Raw genomic sequence first — 18,666 nt, forward strand, 5'->3', positions numbered from 1 at the left:
TTTGAGTAAAAAACCTGTCACCTTTTGCCCACATTGCGCTGGTAAGGGCCAACCCTACGCGACGTCCATGGCGTCCGAATGAGTGCGAGTTCGGGAACAATAATGGCAGACAGAACCCAGCTGAGAGCAGCCGACCACAACGACATCGCCAACGATGATCCGTTCGCGGAACTGACCAGGATCATGGGGTTCGACCCGCGCCAGCCGGTCAAACCGCAAACGCCGGCACAGCCGAAAACCGCTGCCGCCGAACCGTCGCTGGACGAGGGCGATTTCGAGATCGATCTCGAGAAGGAGTTGATGGGCGAATTCGGCGCCGACGCCAATGACAATGCTTCCCCTACCAAGCTTCGCGAGCCGACACCCGAACCGGCCGCCGCCGACGAAATGGAGGACGCGCTTGCTGCCTCGTTCGAACAGGATTTCGCGTTCGACGACAATGCGGCGGACGATGCTGCTCCTGTTGCGGCCGCTCCTGTTGCCGCCGACGAAAGGGCGTTCGCTCCCGCCGTCGAGCCGGAGCTCGACGACGAGTTCGATAACGCCGTCGCCGGCTCGCTCGAAGACGTGCCGCCGTTCGAGGACGACCTTTCGAGTGACGACGAACTTGCCGCCTCGCTCGACCAGGATTTTCGGCACGACGACGATGTGACGGCCAAGATCGCGGTGACCGGTGAGGATGAACCCAGGGCCGCAGCCGAGGCGATCGAGCCGGTCGACGAGCCCGCCTTCGACGATGAGTTCGACAATGCCGTGGCAAGTTCGCTCGAAGACGAGATGATGCTCGAAGAGCATGAGCCGATGGAGCAGACCGTCGCCGTTGAAACCGCCGCGCAAGCGGCCGCGCCTGCGTTCGACAACGAGTACGACAACGCCGTTGCAAGCTCGCTCGAAGACGAGCTGATGTTCGACAAGCATGAGCCGATGGAGCAGACCGTCGCCGTTGAAACCGCCGCGCAAGCGGCCGCGCCTGCGTTCGACAACGAGTTCGACGATGCCGTGGCAAGTTCGCTCGAAGACGAGCTGATGCTCCACGAGCATGAGCCGGCGGAAAACGTCGCCGCCCCGGCATCGCCGGTTGAGGCGGTTTCGGCCGATGAGGATCTTGCCGGCCATTTCGATGATGCCATGGCCGATGTCGACATGGACTTCGACGTTCGTCCGAACGAGCCTGCCGAAATCGAAGAACCAGAGTTTATCGAAGAGCAGTCGATCGAAGAGCCAGAGGCGGCCCGGCTTTCCGGCACGGCCGCTGAAGCGGCGTTCGACGACGATTTCGATCTGAGCTTCGACGATGCGCCTGCCGAGGAAGCTGAAGAGCCCGTGGCGCAGGTTGCGGCCGAACCAGCGGCGCCGGCCGCTGTCGTCCCGACGGCCCCAGTGGCTGAGGAACGCAGCCTGGAAGACGAACTGAACGCGCTGCTCGGTGCGATGAGCACACGGCCTGCACAAGCGGTCAACGAACCTCAGACAAGCCCGCAGACTGCCCAGAAGCCCGTGATGGCTGTTCAGCAGCCCATCGCGCCGGTAGTTCAGAAGCCAGCAGTGGCCGCCGAACAGCCAATGGCGGCGGTCAAAGACGTCGCCAACGAACCGGTGCATGCTGTCGACGAGCTGGATTGGGAACTCGACGAGCACGAGCCCGCTGAGCCGCAGCAGTCCAGTGCCGCCGATGACGCCGATCTTGGCAGTGTCCTCCTCGATGAGCTTGAAGGCGAGGATTTCGGTGTTGAAGCCGCTGCCGGACCCGCGGATGATCTCGACAGCGATGCGCTCGATGCCGACTTCGCCAGGAATATCGGCCTGGATCATGACTCGGCCGACAAGAGTGCGGCAGCTGCTGCCGAAGAAGACCCGCTCGATGCGCTGAACTGGCTGACGACACGCGCCACACCGCCCGAGCCGGCCCGCTCGTGGAGCCGCGTGACACCGGTCGCACAGCCTCAGCCCGCTTTTGCAAGCCAGCCGATGGCTTCGGCGCGTTCGGCACCACCGCCGCAGCCGGCCGCAACGCCGTCCTATCGGGCCGCACCGGTCGAAGAGAGGCCGTCCTATGAAAGCCAGGCATCCCGTGAAGAGAGGCCGTCCTATGAAGATCGGCCCGCCTACACGGAAGCTGCACCAACTTCGCGTCAACAGCCTTCCGCCTATGACGAGATGCCCGATGTCGAGACGGTCGACGTGCCCGAGCGCGTCGTGGCGCTGGCGGACGATCTCGACATTCCGGAGCTCAACTTCGACGATGACGAGCCGGTGGCGCCCGCCTACGACGATCTCGATGCCGATTTTGCCAGCCTTCTCACCGAAATGAATGCAACGGATATAGCGCCTGCCCCGGTGCGCAGTGCTGGCTATGACGATGAATACGATGCCGGCTTCGCGTCTGGCTACAAGCAAGATCGCGGCGAGACGCGCGCCTATGGCGCCAAGCCTGCGGAAGCCCCCGTCAGCGCGGCGGCCGCTTCCTATTCCGATGCAGCGGATGGTTTCGATCTGGGCCAATTGCCCGGTGGCCAGCCGGTTTCGCAAGCCGACGATTTCACCTTCGATGAGCTCGACTACGATCCCGAACTGGACGAGGAGATGTCGGTTCCGGGCCTTGCCGAACGCGGGGCCGAAAGGCAGCCGCGCAGGCGGGGGCTGCTGATAGGAGCGGTGGTCGGCGCCGTGGCGATCGCCGGAGGCCTTGGCGCCTTTGCGTTGACCCTCGGCGGCAAGAGCGGCGGCGATGCGCCGGTTATCGTCAAGGCCGACAACAGGCCGATCAAGATCAAGCCGGAAAATCCAGGCGGCACCGTCGTGCCGAACCAGGACAACAAGGTTTATGACGCTGTGGTCAAGGGCACCAAGCCCGCCGAGCCGGTTCAGCAGAAGCTGGTCACCAACACCGAAGAGCCTGTGGACCTGAAGGCCAACGAACCGGAGAGCCGCGTCGTCGATCTTTCGCCCAATGACCCCGATGCCGCGGACGATATCGACGCGCCCGGCACCGCGGCGTCCGACACCGACGGGGCTGGCACCAATGCGCCCGGCACCAGCGCGTCTGACTCCAGCACGCTTGGCGCCAGTGCGGCTGGCGCTGCCGAAACCGCCGCCGCACCGGCGCCCAAGTCCGAGGATCGCATCGCGCAGGTTCTGCAGGAGGCCGAGAAGGGTGCAACCCCCGAGATCGTCGCCGTTGCGCCGCGCAAGGTACGGACCATGGTCGTGAAACCTGACGGTTCGCTGGTGGCGCGCGAGGATCCGGCGCCTGCCGCCCCGCAGATGGCTGCTGCCGAGCCGGCCGATCCGGCGCCGCAGCACGTGGCTCCGTCGGCCCAGGCCGACGCCGCCGCGCAGACCGGCACCGTGCCCCTGATCGACCAAATCACAAGTGATCCGAAGATTGGCGACCAGCCGAGTGGCGATCAGGCGAGCGGCGATCAGGCCGAAACCTCCAAGCTGCAGCCGGCGCCCAAGCCCGACACAAAGGCTGAAGCCAAGCCGTCAGCCAGCAAGCAGTCCGCCAGCACCCCGGCCACGGTTCCGGTGGCGCCGCAGCGTCCGTCCGACCAGCCGGTCGACGTGGTCGGCGAGGTCAAGCCCGATCAGGTCGCTTCCATCGATCCGGCCGCGGCCGGGGCTGGTTCGTGGTCGATACAGATCGCTTCGCAGCCGACAGTCGAAAGTGCCCAGGCGACTTACCAGGATCTGCAGCGCCGCTACGGCAGCGTGCTTTCCGGCCGCACCGCCAACATCGTCAAGGCCGAGATCGCCGGCAAGGGCACCTTCTACCGCGTCCGCGTTCCGGCGCAGTCTCGCAACGAGGCGATCAAACTGTGCACCAGCTACAAGGCGGCCGGCGGCAATTGCTTCGTGTCCCACTAGCCACCAAAACCCCTCGAAAAGCCGGCGTCCGCGCCGGCTTTTTTGCGTCAACGGAAACCTCTGAAGGCAATTGGGGGCGATTCCCTTTGTCGGCGCGAAGCTCTAAACTGTTCCGCATGACCGAATCAAAATCCATGATCCTCGGCTGCGCCGGGAAATCACTGACCCGCGACGAAATCCGTTTCTATCGCAACGAATGCCCGTGGGGCTTCATCCTGTTTGCGCGCAATATCGGCGAGACCGAGCAGATCCGCGATCTGGTCGCCGCCATGCGCGACTGCGTCGGGCGTGCGGATGCGCCGGTGTTCATCGACCAGGAGGGCGGCCGTGTGCAGCGCCTGCGGCCGCCGCTGGCGCCGAACTATCCGGCTGCCGGTGCACTCGGCGCCTTGTGGCGCGACGACCATGACGCCGGCACCCGTGCCGCATGGCTGATGGCGCGGCTGCATGCCTTCGACCTGCTGCGCTACGGCATCACGGCGGATTGCCTGCCGGTGCTCGACGTGCCGATCGAGGGCGCCAGCGACGTCATCGGCGCGCGCGCCTATGGCAAGGAGCCGCGCGCCGTCATCGAGTTGGGTCGCGCCGCGGCGGAAGGCCTGATGGCGGGCGGCGTGCTGCCGGTGATGAAGCATATTCCCGGTCATGGAAGGGCCTTCGCCGATACGCATTTCGAACTGCCGACCGTCGACGCCTCGATCGGCGACTTGCAGCGGCATGATTTTGCCCCGTTCAGGGAGCTCAACCATTTGCCGATGGCGATGACGGCGCATGTCGTCTATAGCGCGATCGACCCGAAGAACCCGGCCACGACTTCCGGTAAGGTCATCGAAAAGATCATCCGAGGCGAAATCGGCTTCGACGGCCTGTTGATGAGCGACGACACCTCGATGAAGGCACTTTCTGGGGATTTCCCGTCAAAGGCGGCCGCTATCCTTGCGGCGGGCTGCGATCTGGTCCTTCACTGCAACGGCGTGTTCGAGGAAATGGCCGGCATTGCGTCGCGCACGACCGGGCTTGAAGGCAAGTCGTTTGAGCGCGCTGAGCGGGCGCTGACCTATATCAGGAACCGTGATGTGGCGGACGAGACCGAGATTCGGGCCGAATTTGCCAGTTATTTCGACGCGGTGGCCTAGCATCAAAGGAAGCGAAGTGGCGGAAACATTGGACCTGAAGGCCGGCAAGGCCGCACCGATGGACCGCTTGTGGGCCGAGAACGACGATTCCCGGCTGACCGGCGATCCGGCGTTGGTCGTCGATGTGGCCGGCTTCGAAGGTCCTCTCGATCTTCTGCTGCATCTTGCCCGCAATCAGAAGGTCGACCTGTCGCGCATCTCGATCCTGGCGCTGGCCGAACAGTATCTGGCCTTCGTCGAGAAGGTGAGGGCGCTGAGACTGGAGCTTGCCGCCGACTATCTGGTGATGGCGGCGTGGCTGGCGTTTCTCAAGTCGAAGCTCCTGATCCCCAAGCAGCCCGGCGACGAAGGCGAAAGCGGCGAGGAACTGGCGGCGGTGCTGCAGTTCCGGCTGAAGCGGCTGGAGGCGATGCGCGACGCGGCGGCACGGCTGGTCAACCGCAACCGGCTCGGACGCGACGTGTTTGCACGCGGCATGCCGGAAATGGTCATCGTCGAGAAGCGCAATGCCTATTCGGCCTCGCTCTACGACCTGTTGACCGCCTATGCCCAGCAGCGCCAGAAGCAGGCAATCACCAATGTGACGATCGCCAGGCGCGGCGTGTGGTCGCTCAAGGATGCGCGCGACGTGCTGACCAGGCTGATCGGGTCGCTGCGCGACTGGACGGCGCTCGACAGTTTCCTGGTCGAATATCTGGCCGGCCCGGAAGAGCGGCGCACCGCGGTTGCCAGCTCGTTTGCCGCGACATTGGAACTGGTGCGCGAAGGCAAGATGGAAATGCGGCAGGACCAGGTGTTCGCGCCGCTTTATCTGCGCGGCCGCGCCCAGGCCATCAAGATAGTCGAGGTAACACCATGAGCGAACGCGCCAACGCTTCGGTCATTCCGTTCAAGGTCGACGACGACGCCGAGCAGGGCGCGGTCGCCGAAAACCCGGCACAAAATCAGGGGCAGAATTTGTCGCGGAATCCTGGCGAGCGGCGGCTGCATATGGCGGAGGCCGTAAGGATGGCCGAGGCGATCGTATTCGCCAGCGCCGAGCCGGTCAGCGAAAAACAGCTCACTTCGCGACTGCCCGACGGCATCAACATTGCCGCGGCAATGGCCGAACTGCAGCAGATCTATGCGCGGCGCGGCGTCAATCTGGTGCGCGTCGGCGATGCCTGGGCGTTTCGCACCGCCGGCGACCTCGCCTTCCTGATGAGTCGTGACACGGTGCAGCAGCGCAAGCTGTCCCGCGCCGCCCTCGAAGTACTGGCGATCATCGCCTACCACCAGCCGGTAACGCGCGCCGAGATCGAGGACATCCGCGGCGTCGAGACGTCAAAGGGGACGCTCGACACGCTGATGGAGACCGAATGGGTGAGGATGCGCGGCCGGCGTCGCACGCCCGGCCGTCCCGTCACTTATGGCACGACCGACATTTTCCTCGACCATTTCGCACTGGAGGAGATACGCGATCTCCCCGGCATGGAGGAATTGAAGGGTGCCGGGCTGCTGTCCGGCCGCATGCCGTCGAATTTCTCGGTGCCGCTGCCGCCGGCCGACCCCGATGCGCTCACCGACGACGAGGATCCGCTGACCGACATCGACCTCGAAGAACTCGGCCTTTTGACGCCGCGCGTCACGGAAGATTGAGCCGAGCGCCATCTTAAAGCCACAGGCAGGATGGAACTGCGCCGATTGGTAGCGGGCCGCCGTGCCGAAAGTGCGTGACTTCGGCGACTCATTCATGAACTCTGTCGCAGTTCTGTTTGAATCCGAACCCGAAAGCGCATAGATCAGCGTCTGGGAAACCGTTCGAGAGAGATTTGCTATGGGTTCATTTTCGATTTGGCACTGGATGATCGTTCTGGTGATCGTGCTGCTGGTGTTCGGCCGCGGCAAGATCCCCGAGTTGATGGGCGACATGGCCAAGGGCATCAAGAGCTTCAAGAAGGGCATGGCGGACGACGAGACTGCCGAGGACAAGCGTACCGTTGAACACCGTGCCGACGAAACCGTTTCGGTACCGAAGGAAAAGGCCAGCAAAAGCTGAGCCCAAACTTTAGTCGGAACGTATAGCCATGTTCGAAGTCGGCTGGACCGAGATGCTGGTGATCGCGATCGTCATGATCGTGGTCGTCGGGCCCAAGGATTTGCCCAACATGCTGCGCACCTTCGGCCGCACAACGGCGAAGCTGCGCGCCATGGCGTCCGATTTCCAGCGGCAGTTCAACGATGCGTTGAAGGAAGCCGAGCTCGACGACGTCAAGAAGTCGGTCGATTCGCTGAGAAGCCTCAATCCGGCAGCCGAGATCAGGAAGCAGCTCAATCCATTCGAGCAGGCCGCCGCCGACGTCCGTTCCGGCGTCGACACCGTGATGAAACCCAAGCCGGCCGTCGATGCCGCCGCTGCGACGGAGCAGGCGGCCGAGCCGCTTAAGAACGGCGCAACGACGACGCCGGGCGTCAGCCCGCCGGAGCCGACGCCGGCGACGCCGATCTTTCCGGCGATGACGGACGAGTCCGTCGTAGCGCCGGCAGTGCAGGCGCAAACGGCTGCAGCGGCCGTGCCGAAAAAAGCACCTGCGGCAAAGAAGAAGCCAGCGCCCGCAAAAGCCGCGGCCGCCGCGCCGGCCAAGCCGGCAAAGACTGCTGCGCCGAAGGCTGCCGCAAAAGCTGAGCAAAAAGCGCAGTCGTCAGCAGCGAAGAAGCCGGCGTCAGCAACGAAGAAGCCGGCCGCCAGGAAAACGGCGGGAGCCGCCAAGTGAGCGTTTCGGACAAGGAAAAGGACGAGATAGAAAAATCGTCGGCTCCGCTGATGGAGCACCTGATCGAGTTGCGCCGGCGGCTGATCTGGTCGATCGGCGGTTTTTTTGTTGCCTTCCTGGTCTGCTTCTTTTTCGCCAAGCGGCTGTTCAACCTTCTGGTCATTCCGTTCAGATGGGCAACCCAATGGGCCGGGCTCGACCCGCACAAGGTCGAGCTGATCTATACGGCGCCACAGGAGTTCTTCTTTACCCAGGTCAAGCTCGCCATGTTCGGCGGCATGGTCATCGCCTTTCCGCTGATCGCCACGCAGATCTACAAATTCATCGCGCCCGGCCTCTACAAAAACGAGCGCAACGCCTTCCTGCCGTTCCTGATCGCCTCGCCGATCCTGTTCCTGATGGGCGCATCGCTGGTCTATTTCTTCTTCACGCCGATGGTGATGTGGTTCTTCCTCGCCATGCAGCAGACCGGCACCAACGACCAGGTGCAGATTTCGCTGCTGCCGAAAGTGTCCGAATATCTCAGCCTGATCATGACGCTGATCTTCTCCTTCGGCCTGGTGTTCCAACTGCCGGTGGTGACAAGCCTGATGACGCGGGTCGGCATGCTGTCGTCCACGGCCTTGGCCGAGAAGCGCAAATGGGCGATCGTCATCGCCTTTGTGGTGGCGGCGGTGCTGACGCCGCCCGACCCGATGAGCCAGATCGGCCTCGCCATTCCGACGATCCTGCTCTACGAGGTCTCGATCTGGTCGGCCCGGCTGATCGAACGCAGCAAGGAGCGCGACCGTGTGGCCCGCGAAAAGCAGGACGCCACCGAAGAGGTGGCCGAAAAGCCGGCGGACGCGTCTTCGACATAGGTTCGGTTCAGGCGGGCAGCATCTTTCTTCCGGCCGCAGCAACTTTGTTCTTGCTTTGTGCCGGCAGCTATGCTACTAATTTAGGTATGGTGCCAATTGGCTCCAAAAACCCGCCTCTCGAGGCGGGTTTTTGTTTCCAGGGTTCTTTCGATCGAACGTTGCGCGTGCTGCCTACCTGAGGTCGGCGCGAAGGAACTCTGCCTTGACGTCTTGTATCGATGCGGTTTACGCCCTCTGGTCTTTGTTTTGGGCATTTCCTTGCCCCGAAACCGCCGTGCCGAGGACGAACAGACCATGCTTGACATCAAATGGATTCGCGACAACCCGAAGGCCCTTGTCGAAGCGCTGAAGAAGCGCTCGTGGTCGGCCGAGGATGCGCAGTCCATGGTCGACGACCTGATCGCCGCGGATGAGGCGCGGCGCGAGCATCTGACCGAGCTGCAGACCAGGCAGGAACGCCGCAACGCCGCATCGAAGGAGATCGGCAATGCCATGCGCTCGGGCGATGCAGCTCTTGCCGAAAGGCTGAAGGCCGAGGTCGGCGAGATCAAGGCCTTCATCCAGAATGGCGAGGCGCGCGAGCGCGAGCTCGACAAGGCGCTGAACGATGCGTTGGCAGTGCTGCCAAACGTGCCGTTCGACGATGTGCCGGTCGGCAAGGACGAGCACGACAACGTCGTCAAACGCGTCGTCGGCGAGGTGCCGACGCGGCCGAACTGGGTGAAGGAGCATTTCGAGATCGGCGAAGCGCTCGGCATGATGGATTTCGCGCGGGCAGCACGGCTTTCTGGCTCGCGCTTCACCGTGCTCAATAGCGGCCTGGCGCGGATGGAACGCGCGCTCGGCCAGTTCATGCTGGATCTGCACACCACCGAGCACGGCTATGTAGAGATCCAGCCGCCGTTGATGGTGCGCGACGAGGTGCTTTTCGGGACCGGGCAACTGCCGAAATTCGAGGAGGATTTGTTCTTCGTTCGGCACGGGGACGGCAGGCTTGGCCTAATCCCAACCGCCGAAGTGCCGCTCACCAATCTCGTTCGCGACGAGATCACGCCGCACGAACAACTGCCGCTGCGCTATACGGCGCTGACGCCGTGCTTCCGCTCCGAGGCGGGCTCGGCCGGGCGCGACACGCGCGGCATGCTGCGCCAGCACCAGTTCTACAAGGTCGAGCTGGTGTCGATCACCGACCAGGAGACTTCGGTTGCCGAGCATGAGCGCATGACCGAATGCGCCGAGGAGGTGCTGAAGCGGCTCGGCCTGCCGTTCCGCACCATGACGCTGTGCACCGGCGACATGGGCTTTGGCGCGCGCAAGACCTACGACATCGAGGTCTGGCTGCCCGGCCAGAATGCCTATCGCGAGATATCGTCGTGCTCGGTATGCGGCGATTTCCAGGCGCGGCGCATGGACGCCCGCTACAAGGACAAGGACGGCAAGGGCAACCGCTTCGTCCACACGCTGAACGGTTCGGGCACCGCCGTCGGACGTGCGCTCATTGCCGTCATCGAAAATTATCAGAACGAGGACGGCAGCGTAACCATTCCTGAAGCGCTTCGGCCTTACATGGGCGGTCTGGAAAAGATCGAATCGAAATAATGCGCATCCTTCTGACCAACGACGACGGCATCCATGCCGAGGGCCTTGCATCACTCGAACGCATCGCGCGCACGCTGTCGGACGACGTCTGGGTGGTGGCACCGGAACAGGATCAGTCCGGCTATGCGCATTCGCTGTCGATCTCGGAGCCGCTGCGGCTCAGGAAAATCGGCGAAAAGCACTTTGCGGTGCGCGGAACGCCGACCGACTGTGTCATCATGGGCGTGAAGAAGATCCTGCCCGCAGCGCCTGACCTGATCCTGTCCGGCGTCAATTCCGGCGCCAACATCGCCGACGACGTCACCTATTCGGGCACGGTCGCCGGCGCCATGGAAGGCGCGCTGCTCGGCGTGCGATCGATCGCCATCAGCCAGGCCTATTCCTATGTCGGCGAGGACCGCGTCGTTCCCTACGAGACCACCGAAGCGCTGGCGCCGGCCCTGCTCGAAAAGCTCGTCGCCATGCCGTTGCCGGACGGCGTGCTGCTCAACGTCAATTTTCCGAACTGTGCGCCGGAAGAGATCGCCGGAACTGTAGTCACTTCGCAGGGCAAGCTGGTCCACAGCCTGTGGGTCGACGAGCGGCGCGACGGGCGCGGCCTGCCTTACTACTGGCTGCGCTTCGGCCGCGAGCCAGTCGAGGGCAAGCAAGGCACCGACCTCAATGCCTTGCGCAATCGGCTGGTGTCGGTGACGCCGCTGCAGCTCGATCTCACCGCGCATGAAATCCGCGATCAACTGGCCAAGGCGCTCGCATGAACTTGAACCACGCTGCAACGGTCGACGAGCGCGAAGGTTTCGCTGCCTTCCTGCTTCGCCTGCGCGGCAGGGGGACGGTGCCGAAGGCGCTTATCGCCGCCTTCGAGGCGACGCCGCGGCGCGGCTTTCTGTCTCCGCATTTCCACTCGATAGCCTGGTCGGACCGTATGCTGCCGATCGAATGCGGCGAGGCCATCGAAGGCGCCGACCTGCAGGCGGCGGTGATCGCGGCACTTGCCATCGAGCCGGGCAACCGGGTGCTCGAGATCGGCACCGGATCCGGCTACACGGCGGCGGTGATGTCGCGGCTTGCCGCGCGGATCGTCACCATCGACCGTTACAAGACGCTGGCCGAACAGGCCCGGCAGCGGCTCGAGGCGCTCGCCATCGGCAATGTCATCGTGCGCCAGGCGGACGGTTCCAACGGGCTGGCCAACGAAGCGCCGTTCGACCGCATCGTCGCCTGGGCGGCCTTCGACAGCCTACCGCGCTTCCTGCTCGACCAATTGTCGAGCGGCGGCATCGTCATCGCGCCGATCGGACCCGACGAAGGCGAGCAGGTGCTGGCCAAGCTGACCAAGGTCGGCAGCCGCTTCGAACGCGAGGATATCGGCCTGGTGCGCCTGCAGCCGATCCTGCACGGTGTCGCCGCGGTGATCTGATTCCGGGTACATCGCGCCGCTTGAGGATCAGCCGAAGCCTGTCGTTTCGTCATCCTAGGACGACGAAGTTGAGAGCCTTCCTCGAAGATTTTAAGAAAATTTGCGTCTGATTCTACAGGTTTAACCGACCGGTAACATTAACGCGCTTTAATCACACTCAGTTGTACCGGGTCTGTGCGGGTTAGTGCGATGCAATTCAGTGTTTTGAAGGCAAACGGACGCAATCTGGCGCGTGGCTGCGCCGTCCTCATGATCGCAGGCGCTGCGACGGGGTGTAGTTCCCAGGTGGCGCGGTTCAACAGCGTCGATGACGTGTTCACCGCCTCGACCAACAACCAGCGCGCCATCATCGACAAGCAGGATGCTGCCCAGCCCTATCCGGGCGATGTTGCGGCCGCGCCGGTCGACGGCAGCCACACCCAGTCGGTCAGCCGCTCAAGCCTCGAACCGGTTACGGCGCAGCAATTGCCACCGCCGGCTCCCGCCCTGGCACCCGCCGCCCGTCCGGTGCGTACCGCTGCCGCGCCGACCCTGGCGCCTGCCGCTCCTCGTGTCGACAGGACGGCAACCGGCACCGTCGCTCCGGCGGCAAGGCCGTTCAAGAACGCCGAGCCCGACGCGCCGCGCATGGCGACGGCCGCCGGCGCACCGCATGCAACCGAGATCGTCGTCAAGGACGGCGAGACCATTTCCGGCCTGTCACGGCGCTACGGCGTGCCGGCCGATGCCATCATGAAAGTAAACGGGCTGAGCGCGACCAAGGGGCTGAAGACCGGCCAGAAGCTCGTCATCCCGGCCTATGCGTATTCGAGCAACGGCGCCACGCCGAAAGTCGCCGACGCCAAGCCCGCGAACGGCACCAGGCACGACCAGCCGGCCGACGCGCCGGAGAAGGTGGCCGTGCTGCCGCAGCAACCGAAGCTCAGGGAAGGCAAGTCTGCCGCGCAGGTGGACGCCTCGGCTGCCCCGAGCCAGCCGAAGGATGGAAAGGCCGCGCCCAAAGTGGCTTCGGCGACGGCCAAGTCGGCGGGTGCCGGCGGCACCTACACGGTCCAGCAAGGCGATACGCTGTCGGCCATCGCCAGAAAGACCGGCGTCGGCGTCGTCGCGTTGAAGCAGGCGAACGGCATGCAGGATGGACTGCTCAAGATCGGCCAGACCCTGAAAGTGCCGGCAGGCGGAACCGCTGTTGTCGCCGGTGCGAAGCCGGCAAAGCTCGATCCGGTGACGACGGCCACCACCCAGCCGCCTGCCAAGGCCACGCCGACGCAGACGCTCGCCTCCTACACGCCGCCAAAGAAGGACGCGAAAGTCATCCAGCAGGCCGAGGACGACGATGCGGTGGCGCCGGACGCAACGGGCATCGGCAAGATGCGCTGGCCGGTGCGCGGCCGCGTGATCTCAAGCTTCGGCGGCGGCAAGGACGGCGTCGACATTGCCGTGCCCGAGGGGACGCCGGTCAAGGCAGCTGAAAACGGCGTCGTCATCTATGCCGGTGACGGCCTCAAGGAATTCGGCAACACGGTGCTGGTACGGCACGAAAACGGTCTGGTCACCGTCTACGGCCACACCAGTTCGATCGAGGTGCAGCGCGGCCAGAAGGTCAAGCGCGGCCAGGAAATCGCCCTGTCCGGCATGAGCGGCACCACCGACTCGCCGAAACTGCACTTCGAAGTGCGCAAGAACTCGGCGCCGGTCGATCCTTCGACCTATCTCGAATAGAAGACGAAAGCGATTTGCGGGCCACCTGACCTTCAGCCCGCCGAGGAAGTCCGCTCCGCAAGGTGCGGGCTTCTTTTGTTGTTAGTCGTTGAGCGGCTAATCCTTGAGCGGCTTGCCGAGCCGGCCCGCCAGATCCTGGGTGAACTGCCAGGCGACGCGGCCCGAACGGCTGCCCCGCGTCGTCGCCCATTCCAGCGCCTCGGCGCGCAGCGTCTCGGGATCGATGGCGAGATCGTGATGGCGGACATAGCCGTCGATCATATCGAGATATTCGTCCTGCGAACATTTGTGGAAGCCAAGCCACAGGCCGAAACGGTCCGACAGCGAAACCTTTTCCTCGACCGCTTCGGACGGATTGATCGCCGTCGAGCGCTCATTATCGATCATGTCGCGCGGCAACAGATGCCGCCGGTTCGAGGTGGCGTAGAAGATGACGTTGGCCGGGCGGCCCTCGACGCCGCCTTCAAGCGCTGCCTTCAGCGATTTATAGGACGTGTCGTCGTGGTCGAATGACAGGTCGTCGCAGAACAGGATGAAGCGGAAGGGTGCTGCCTTCAGCAGGCCCATCAGCTTCGGCAGCGTGTCGATGTCTTCGCGATGGATCTCGATAAGCTTGAGCGGCAGGTCGAGCTTGGCCGAAGCGTTGACCGCGGCGTGCACCGCCTTGACCAGCGACGATTTGCCCATGCCGCGCGCGCCCCACAACAGCACGTTGTTGGCGGCATAGCCTGACGCGAAGCGCTCGGTGTTGTCGACCAATATGTCGCGGACGCGGTCGACCCCGCGGATCAGGCCGATGTCGACGCGGTTGACCTTGAGCACCGGCTCCAGATAGCCGGGATCGGCCTGCCAGACGAAGCAATCGGCCTCGCCCAGGTCGGTTTGCGGCACCGGCGGCGGGGCGAGGCGGGCGACCGCCTCGATCAGGCGGTCGAGCTTCTGGCTCAGGGTATCGATGGTGCTGTCGGTCATCTCTTGTCTTTTTTGTTTCGCTTTCGGGATGGTGCGGCAGGCCAACCTACCTGATTTCAGCGGTTTCGAAACTCGTCCCAAGCATTTGTTCGGGCATGATCTTTTACGGAAACCGAGCGTCGCTTTTGGGGATCATCCTCTAACACGGCTCACCAGGCCGGAAAAGCAGCCGATTTGCCCGGCGGCGCAGTTGCATTGGCAACGTTACCGACTATATTCCGGCCAAATTTGGCGGGGCCGTCAAATTCCCAGAACGGTTAAGGCCGCTGTTTTTAAAATTCAGGAGTACCTCGATGTTCGTGACACCGGCATACGCCCAAGGCATCGGCGGGGACTCGTCCGCAATGTTTATCCAGATCGTGCCGTTTGCTCTGATTTTCGTGATCATGTATTTTCTGATCATCCGGCCGCAGCGCACGCAGCTGAAGAAGCGCGGCGAGATGCTGGCGGCGGTTCGTCGCGGCGATACCGTTGTCACCGGCGGCGGCTTGGTCGGCAAGGTGACCAAGGTGATCGACGATAACGAGCTGGAGATCGACCTTGGCGGCGGCACCAAGGTGACGGCGCTGCGCTCGACGATCGCCGACGTGCGCGTCAAGGGCGAGCCGGTGGCAAACCAGAACGCCAAGAAATAACCCAAATCCAAGCGGTGATATCCGCGGGCAGGGCTACTAACGACGGCATATGTTCTATCTTTCGCGCGTGACGATCGTCCTGACTTGGCTTGCCGCGGCCGCCATGTTGGTCTTCGACGCGTCCAATCTCCTCGCCGCCGGTCCGCATATTCTGCTTCGGTTGGACGCGGCCGATGTAACCAACGGCCGGCTGGTGTCGACACGCGACGAGATCAGGACGCTGCCGCGCGATGCCAAGATCGGCTATACCGAACTTACAGGATCGGGCCGGACAGTGCAGGTGCACATCACCGATCCGGGTCAGCTTGACTCCGCCAAGGCGGCACTCAAGACAGTGACCGATCCTGTCGCGGACAGCGGTGTCCAGGAAATGACCCTGGACGATAGCGAGCCCGGCCTGCTCAAATTCACTGTAACAGATGCAGGTCTGAAGTATCGAACTTCGGCCGCGCTTGCACAGTCGGTTGAGGTCATCAAAAATCGTGTCCGCGATCTAGGCGTCACCGACCCGGTGGTCCAGTCAACGGATGAAGACGGCATATTGATCCGGACTGCGGGTGTTGCCGATCCGCAAAGGCTAGGACAAATTCTCACCCGGCCCGGTCGCCTAAGCTTCCAGCTCGTTGATCAATCGATGCCAGTCAACGAGGCAATCAACGGCCGCCCACCCGTCGGCTCGGCGGTTTTTTATTCGATGGGTGATCCTCCGGTTCCCTACTTGATCGAAAATTGGGTTATCCTTTCCGGTGAAAATGTGGTGGATGCGGAAGCAACCCGCAATTTGGCAATCGATGAGCCCGTCGTCGCATTCCGGCTTGATTCGCGAGGTACGGCGCGTTTCAAATGGGCTACAACGCAGAATGTCGGCAAGCCGTTTGCGGTGATGTTGGACGATCAGGTGATTTCGGTGCCTATTATCCGAGAGCCCATTGAAGGCGGCACCGGTCAGATATCGGGAAATTTCACCGCTGAAAGCGCCAATGACCTCGCCTTGCTGCTACGCACCGGTCCATTGCCAGCAAGATTGACAATCGCCGAGGAAGCACGATAGGGCCGGCCGTGGTCAGAATTAGAAATATGCCCATAAACCGACCGATGGCGGAACGCTGCCGCTTGTACGCCTGAACGGATAAGAACTGATGCTTTATTTTTCGCGCTTCAAGATGATCCTGATCTGGCTGGCCGTGGCCGCCACAGTGGTCCTCGCTGCGCCCAATCTTTTCTCGGCAAGCACGTTGGCCCAACTGCCCAGTTGGGTGCCGAAGCGGCAGATGACGCTCGGCCTCGACCTGCAGGGCGGCTCGCACATCCTGCTCAGGATGGATCCGAACGATCTGATCAAGGATCGGCTGGAGACGACGCGCGACGAAATCAGGACGCTGCTGCGCGATGCCAAGATCGGCTATACCGGCCTTGCCGGGTCGGGGCGCACGGTGCAAGTCCGCATCACCGATCCCGCACAGATCGACGCCGCCAAGAACGCACTGAAGCCGTTGACCAATCCGGTGGCGGCCGGCCTGTTCAGCGGCGGCTCCATCCAGGAGATGACCCTGGATGATTCCGAGGCCGGCCTGCTTAAATTCACCGTCACCGATGCCGGCATCAAATACCGTACGTCGACGGCGCTGACCCAGTCGATCGAGGTCGTCAGCCGTCGTGTCAACGAACTGGGAACGACCGAGCCGATCGTGCAGCGGCAAGGCGACGACCGCATCCTTGTGCAGGTGCCTGGTTTGCAGGACCCGCAACGGCTGAAGGAAATTCTCGGCCAGACCGCCAAGCTGACCTTCCAGATGGTCGACCAATCGATGCCGGTGCAGGATGCGCTGAACGGCCGTCCGCCGCCGGGGTCCTCGGTGCTGTATTCGCAGGACGATCCGCCGGTTCCGTATCTGATCGAGAACCGCGTCATCGTTTCGGGTGAAAACCTCGTCGATGCCCAGGCGACGTTCAACTCGCAGACCAATGAGCCGGTGGTTTCGTTCCGCTTCGATTCCAAGGGGGCGCAGCGGTTCGGCCAGGCGACAGCGCAGAATGTCGGCAAGCTGTTTGCCATCATCCTCGACAATCAGGTGATTTCGGCGCCGCGGATCAACGAACCGATCCCTGGCGGTTCCGGCCAGATATCGGGGAATTTCACTGCCGAGAGCGCCAACGATCTCGCCGTGCTGCTGCGCGCCGGCGCCTTGCCGGCGACCCTCACCGTGATCGAGGAGCGCACGGTTGGCCCTGGCCTCGGCCAGGACTCCATCCATGCCGGCAAGGTCGCCGGCATCATCGGCTCGATCCTGGTGGTGGCGTTCATGTTCGTCGCCTACGGTTTCCTCGGCTTCCTCGCCAACATCGCGCTGGCGGTGCATGTCGCGATGATCGTCGGGCTGCTGTCGCTGCTTGGCGCGACGCTGACCTTGCCGGGTATCGCCGGTATCGTGCTGACCATCGGCATGGCGGTCGACTCGAACGTGCTGATCTATGAGCGTATTCGCGAGGAGCGACGTGCCGGCCGCTCGGTGATCCAGGCGATCGATACCGGCTTCAGCAAGGCGCTGGCGACCATCGTCGATTCCAACGTCACTTCGCTGATTGCCACCGTGGTGCTATTCTACCTCGGCACCGGGCCAGTGAAGGGTTTTGCCGTCACCTATGCCATCGGCATCCTGACCACGGTCTTCACCGCCTTCACCTTCACCCGCCTGCTGGTGTCGATCTGGCTTCGCCGGGCCCGTCCGAAGGAGTTGCCACGGGCGCCGGTGACCTTCATTCCGCCGGGAACGAAAATTCCGTTCATGGGCATCCGCCGCTGGACGTTCACACTGTCGAGCGTGCTTTCGGTGCTGTCGGTCATCGGCTTCATGACCATCGACATCAATTACGGCATCGATTTCAAGGGCGGCTCGCTGATCGAGGTGCAGTCCAAGGCCGGCAATGCCGATCTGGCCGACATCCGCGGCAGGCTGACGGAACTCAATATCGGCGAGGTGCAGGTTCAGCAATTCGGCGAGCCGAACGACGTTCTGATCCGCGTCGGTACCCAGGAGGGCGGCGAGAATGCCGAGCAGACCGTCATCGACAAGGTGCGCGGCGAGCTGCAGGACCAGTATGATTTCCGCCGCGTCGAAGTGGTCGGGCCGACGGTCTCGGGCGAGCTTGCCAAGCAAGGCACCATTGCCATGCTGGTCGCGCTGCTCGGCATCCTGATCTATGTCTGGTTCCGCTTCGAATGGCAGTTCGCGGTCGGCGCCATCGTTGCGACCGTTCACGACGTGGTCATGACGATCGGCTTCTTCGTCCTCACCGGCCTCGAATTCAACCAGTCGTCGCTGGCGGCGATCCTTACCATCATCGGTTATTCGCTCAACGACACGATTGTCGTCTATGACCGTGTTCGCGAGGATCTGCGAAAATACAAGCGAATGCCGCTGCCGCAACTGCTGAACAATGCCATCAACGAGACGCTGTCGAGGACGACGCTGACCTCGGTGACGACGATCCTGGCGCTGCTGGCCCTGGTGCTGTTCGGCGGCGAGGTGATCCGCTCGTTCACCATGGCCATGCTGTTCGGCGTCGTGTTCGGCACCTATTCGTCGATCTTTATCGCCGCGCCACTGCTTATCCTGTTCAAGCTGCGGCCGCAGGCCACAGCGTCGGACGAGGAAAAGCCGGTGGGCGGCGGCAAAGCCATAGCCACCTAACGGCTTGCCT

Annotated in this window: 15 protein-coding genes; 14 read left to right on the plus strand and 1 reads right to left on the minus strand. The window is 63.2% G+C overall.

What is annotated here, in order from left to right:
- Positions 1–102 precede the first annotated feature (102 nt).
- From NKH41_RS17005 to NKH41_RS17055, 11 genes are all read left to right on the plus strand, one after another.
- Positions 103–3,867, plus strand: coding sequence for an SPOR domain-containing protein (locus NKH41_RS17005; RefSeq protein ID WP_352771438.1), 3,765 nt, complete (start codon positions 103–105; stop codon positions 3,865–3,867).
- 116 nt (positions 3,868–3,983) lie between these two features.
- The gene (gene nagZ / locus NKH41_RS17010; protein WP_254818318.1) at positions 3,984–5,003 is read left to right on the plus strand and encodes a beta-N-acetylhexosaminidase; all 1,020 of its coding nucleotides are present in this window, start codon (positions 3,984–3,986) and stop codon (positions 5,001–5,003) included.
- Positions 5,004–5,061: 58 nt separating this feature from the next.
- Positions 5,062–5,862 (plus strand): segregation and condensation protein A, encoded by an 801-nt coding sequence (locus NKH41_RS17015; protein ID WP_023678931.1) that lies wholly within the window; start codon positions 5,062–5,064, stop codon positions 5,860–5,862.
- A complete protein-coding gene (scpB, locus tag NKH41_RS17020; RefSeq protein ID WP_352771436.1) occupies positions 5,859–6,641 on the plus strand; it encodes an SMC-Scp complex subunit ScpB in 783 nt (260 codons plus the stop codon). Before NKH41_RS17015 ends, scpB begins: the two co-directional genes overlap by 4 nt.
- Before the next feature lie 178 nt (positions 6,642–6,819).
- Complete coding sequence (locus tag NKH41_RS17025) at positions 6,820–7,041, plus strand: twin-arginine translocase TatA/TatE family subunit (RefSeq protein WP_352490594.1); 222 nt, start codon at positions 6,820–6,822, stop codon at positions 7,039–7,041.
- Between the two features lie 28 nt (positions 7,042–7,069).
- On the plus strand, positions 7,070–7,756 hold the full coding sequence (gene tatB, locus NKH41_RS17030; RefSeq protein ID WP_352771434.1) for a Sec-independent protein translocase protein TatB: 687 nt from the start codon (positions 7,070–7,072) through the stop codon (positions 7,754–7,756).
- Complete coding sequence (gene tatC / locus NKH41_RS17035) at positions 7,753–8,616, plus strand: twin-arginine translocase subunit TatC (protein WP_023678927.1); 864 nt, start codon at positions 7,753–7,755, stop codon at positions 8,614–8,616. Before tatB ends, tatC begins: the two co-directional genes overlap by 4 nt.
- A gap of 294 nt (positions 8,617–8,910) precedes the next feature.
- Entirely contained in the window at positions 8,911–10,215 is a 1,305-nt protein-coding gene (serS, locus tag NKH41_RS17040) for a serine--tRNA ligase (protein WP_352771432.1), read from the plus strand.
- The gene (gene surE, locus NKH41_RS17045; RefSeq protein WP_352539743.1) at positions 10,215–10,973 is read left to right on the plus strand and encodes a 5'/3'-nucleotidase SurE; all 759 of its coding nucleotides are present in this window, start codon (positions 10,215–10,217) and stop codon (positions 10,971–10,973) included. The genes serS and surE overlap by 1 nt, the downstream gene beginning before the upstream one ends.
- Complete coding sequence (locus tag NKH41_RS17050) at positions 10,970–11,635, plus strand: protein-L-isoaspartate(D-aspartate) O-methyltransferase (protein ID WP_352500868.1); 666 nt, start codon at positions 10,970–10,972, stop codon at positions 11,633–11,635. The genes surE and NKH41_RS17050 overlap by 4 nt, the downstream gene beginning before the upstream one ends.
- 189 nt (positions 11,636–11,824) lie before the next feature.
- Complete coding sequence (locus NKH41_RS17055) at positions 11,825–13,357, plus strand: peptidoglycan DD-metalloendopeptidase family protein (protein ID WP_352771430.1); 1,533 nt, start codon at positions 11,825–11,827, stop codon at positions 13,355–13,357.
- Between the two features lie 96 nt (positions 13,358–13,453).
- On the opposite strand, the gene NKH41_RS17060 is transcribed toward NKH41_RS17055, so the two are convergent.
- Positions 13,454–14,329 carry an ATP-binding protein gene (locus tag NKH41_RS17060; protein ID WP_352614034.1) on the minus strand — a complete coding sequence of 292 codons (876 nt, stop codon included), beginning with the start codon at positions 14,327–14,329 and terminating at the stop codon, positions 13,454–13,456.
- Positions 14,330–14,622: 293 nt separating this feature from the next.
- Here NKH41_RS17060 and yajC point away from each other — a divergent pair, with 293 nt between their 5' ends.
- The 3 genes from yajC to secDF all read left to right on the plus strand — a co-directional run bounded on the left by yajC (position 14,623) and on the right by secDF (position 18,656).
- Positions 14,623–14,964, plus strand: coding sequence for a preprotein translocase subunit YajC (gene yajC, locus NKH41_RS17065; protein WP_352451381.1), 342 nt, complete (start codon positions 14,623–14,625; stop codon positions 14,962–14,964).
- Between the two features lie 49 nt (positions 14,965–15,013).
- Entirely contained in the window at positions 15,014–16,015 is a 1,002-nt protein-coding gene (locus NKH41_RS17070; RefSeq protein ID WP_352771428.1) for a SecDF P1 head subdomain-containing protein, read from the plus strand.
- An 88-nt stretch (positions 16,016–16,103) separates the two neighbouring features.
- A complete protein-coding gene (gene secDF / locus NKH41_RS17075) occupies positions 16,104–18,656 on the plus strand; it encodes a protein translocase subunit SecDF (protein WP_352470433.1) in 2,553 nt (850 codons plus the stop codon).
- Positions 18,657–18,666 lie beyond the last annotated feature (10 nt).

This window comes from Mesorhizobium sp. M1169 (assembly GCF_040318345.1).
Lineage (GTDB): Bacteria > Pseudomonadota > Alphaproteobacteria > Rhizobiales > Rhizobiaceae > Mesorhizobium.

Coding starts and splice junctions, on each gene's coding strand:
- NKH41_RS17005 (WP_352771438.1), top strand. CDS start 103: ATGGCAGACAGAACCCAGCTGAGAGCAGCCGACCACAACGACATCGCC.
- nagZ (WP_254818318.1), top strand. CDS start 3,984: ATGACCGAATCAAAATCCATGATCCTCGGCTGCGCCGGGAAATCACTG.
- NKH41_RS17015 (WP_023678931.1), top strand. CDS start 5,062: ATGGACCGCTTGTGGGCCGAGAACGACGATTCCCGGCTGACCGGCGAT.
- scpB (WP_352771436.1), top strand. CDS start 5,859: ATGAGCGAACGCGCCAACGCTTCGGTCATTCCGTTCAAGGTCGACGAC.
- NKH41_RS17025 (WP_352490594.1), top strand. CDS start 6,820: ATGGGTTCATTTTCGATTTGGCACTGGATGATCGTTCTGGTGATCGTG.
- tatB (WP_352771434.1), top strand. CDS start 7,070: ATGTTCGAAGTCGGCTGGACCGAGATGCTGGTGATCGCGATCGTCATG.
- serS (WP_352771432.1), top strand. CDS start 8,911: ATGCTTGACATCAAATGGATTCGCGACAACCCGAAGGCCCTTGTCGAA.
- surE (WP_352539743.1), top strand. CDS start 10,215: ATGCGCATCCTTCTGACCAACGACGACGGCATCCATGCCGAGGGCCTT.
- NKH41_RS17050 (WP_352500868.1), top strand. CDS start 10,970: ATGAACTTGAACCACGCTGCAACGGTCGACGAGCGCGAAGGTTTCGCT.
- NKH41_RS17055 (WP_352771430.1), top strand. CDS start 11,825: ATGCAATTCAGTGTTTTGAAGGCAAACGGACGCAATCTGGCGCGTGGC.
- NKH41_RS17060 (WP_352614034.1), bottom strand. CDS start 14,329: ATGACCGACAGCACCATCGATACCCTGAGCCAGAAGCTCGACCGCCTG.
- yajC (WP_352451381.1), top strand. CDS start 14,623: ATGTTCGTGACACCGGCATACGCCCAAGGCATCGGCGGGGACTCGTCC.
- NKH41_RS17070 (WP_352771428.1), top strand. CDS start 15,014: ATGTTCTATCTTTCGCGCGTGACGATCGTCCTGACTTGGCTTGCCGCG.
- secDF (WP_352470433.1), top strand. CDS start 16,104: ATGCTTTATTTTTCGCGCTTCAAGATGATCCTGATCTGGCTGGCCGTG.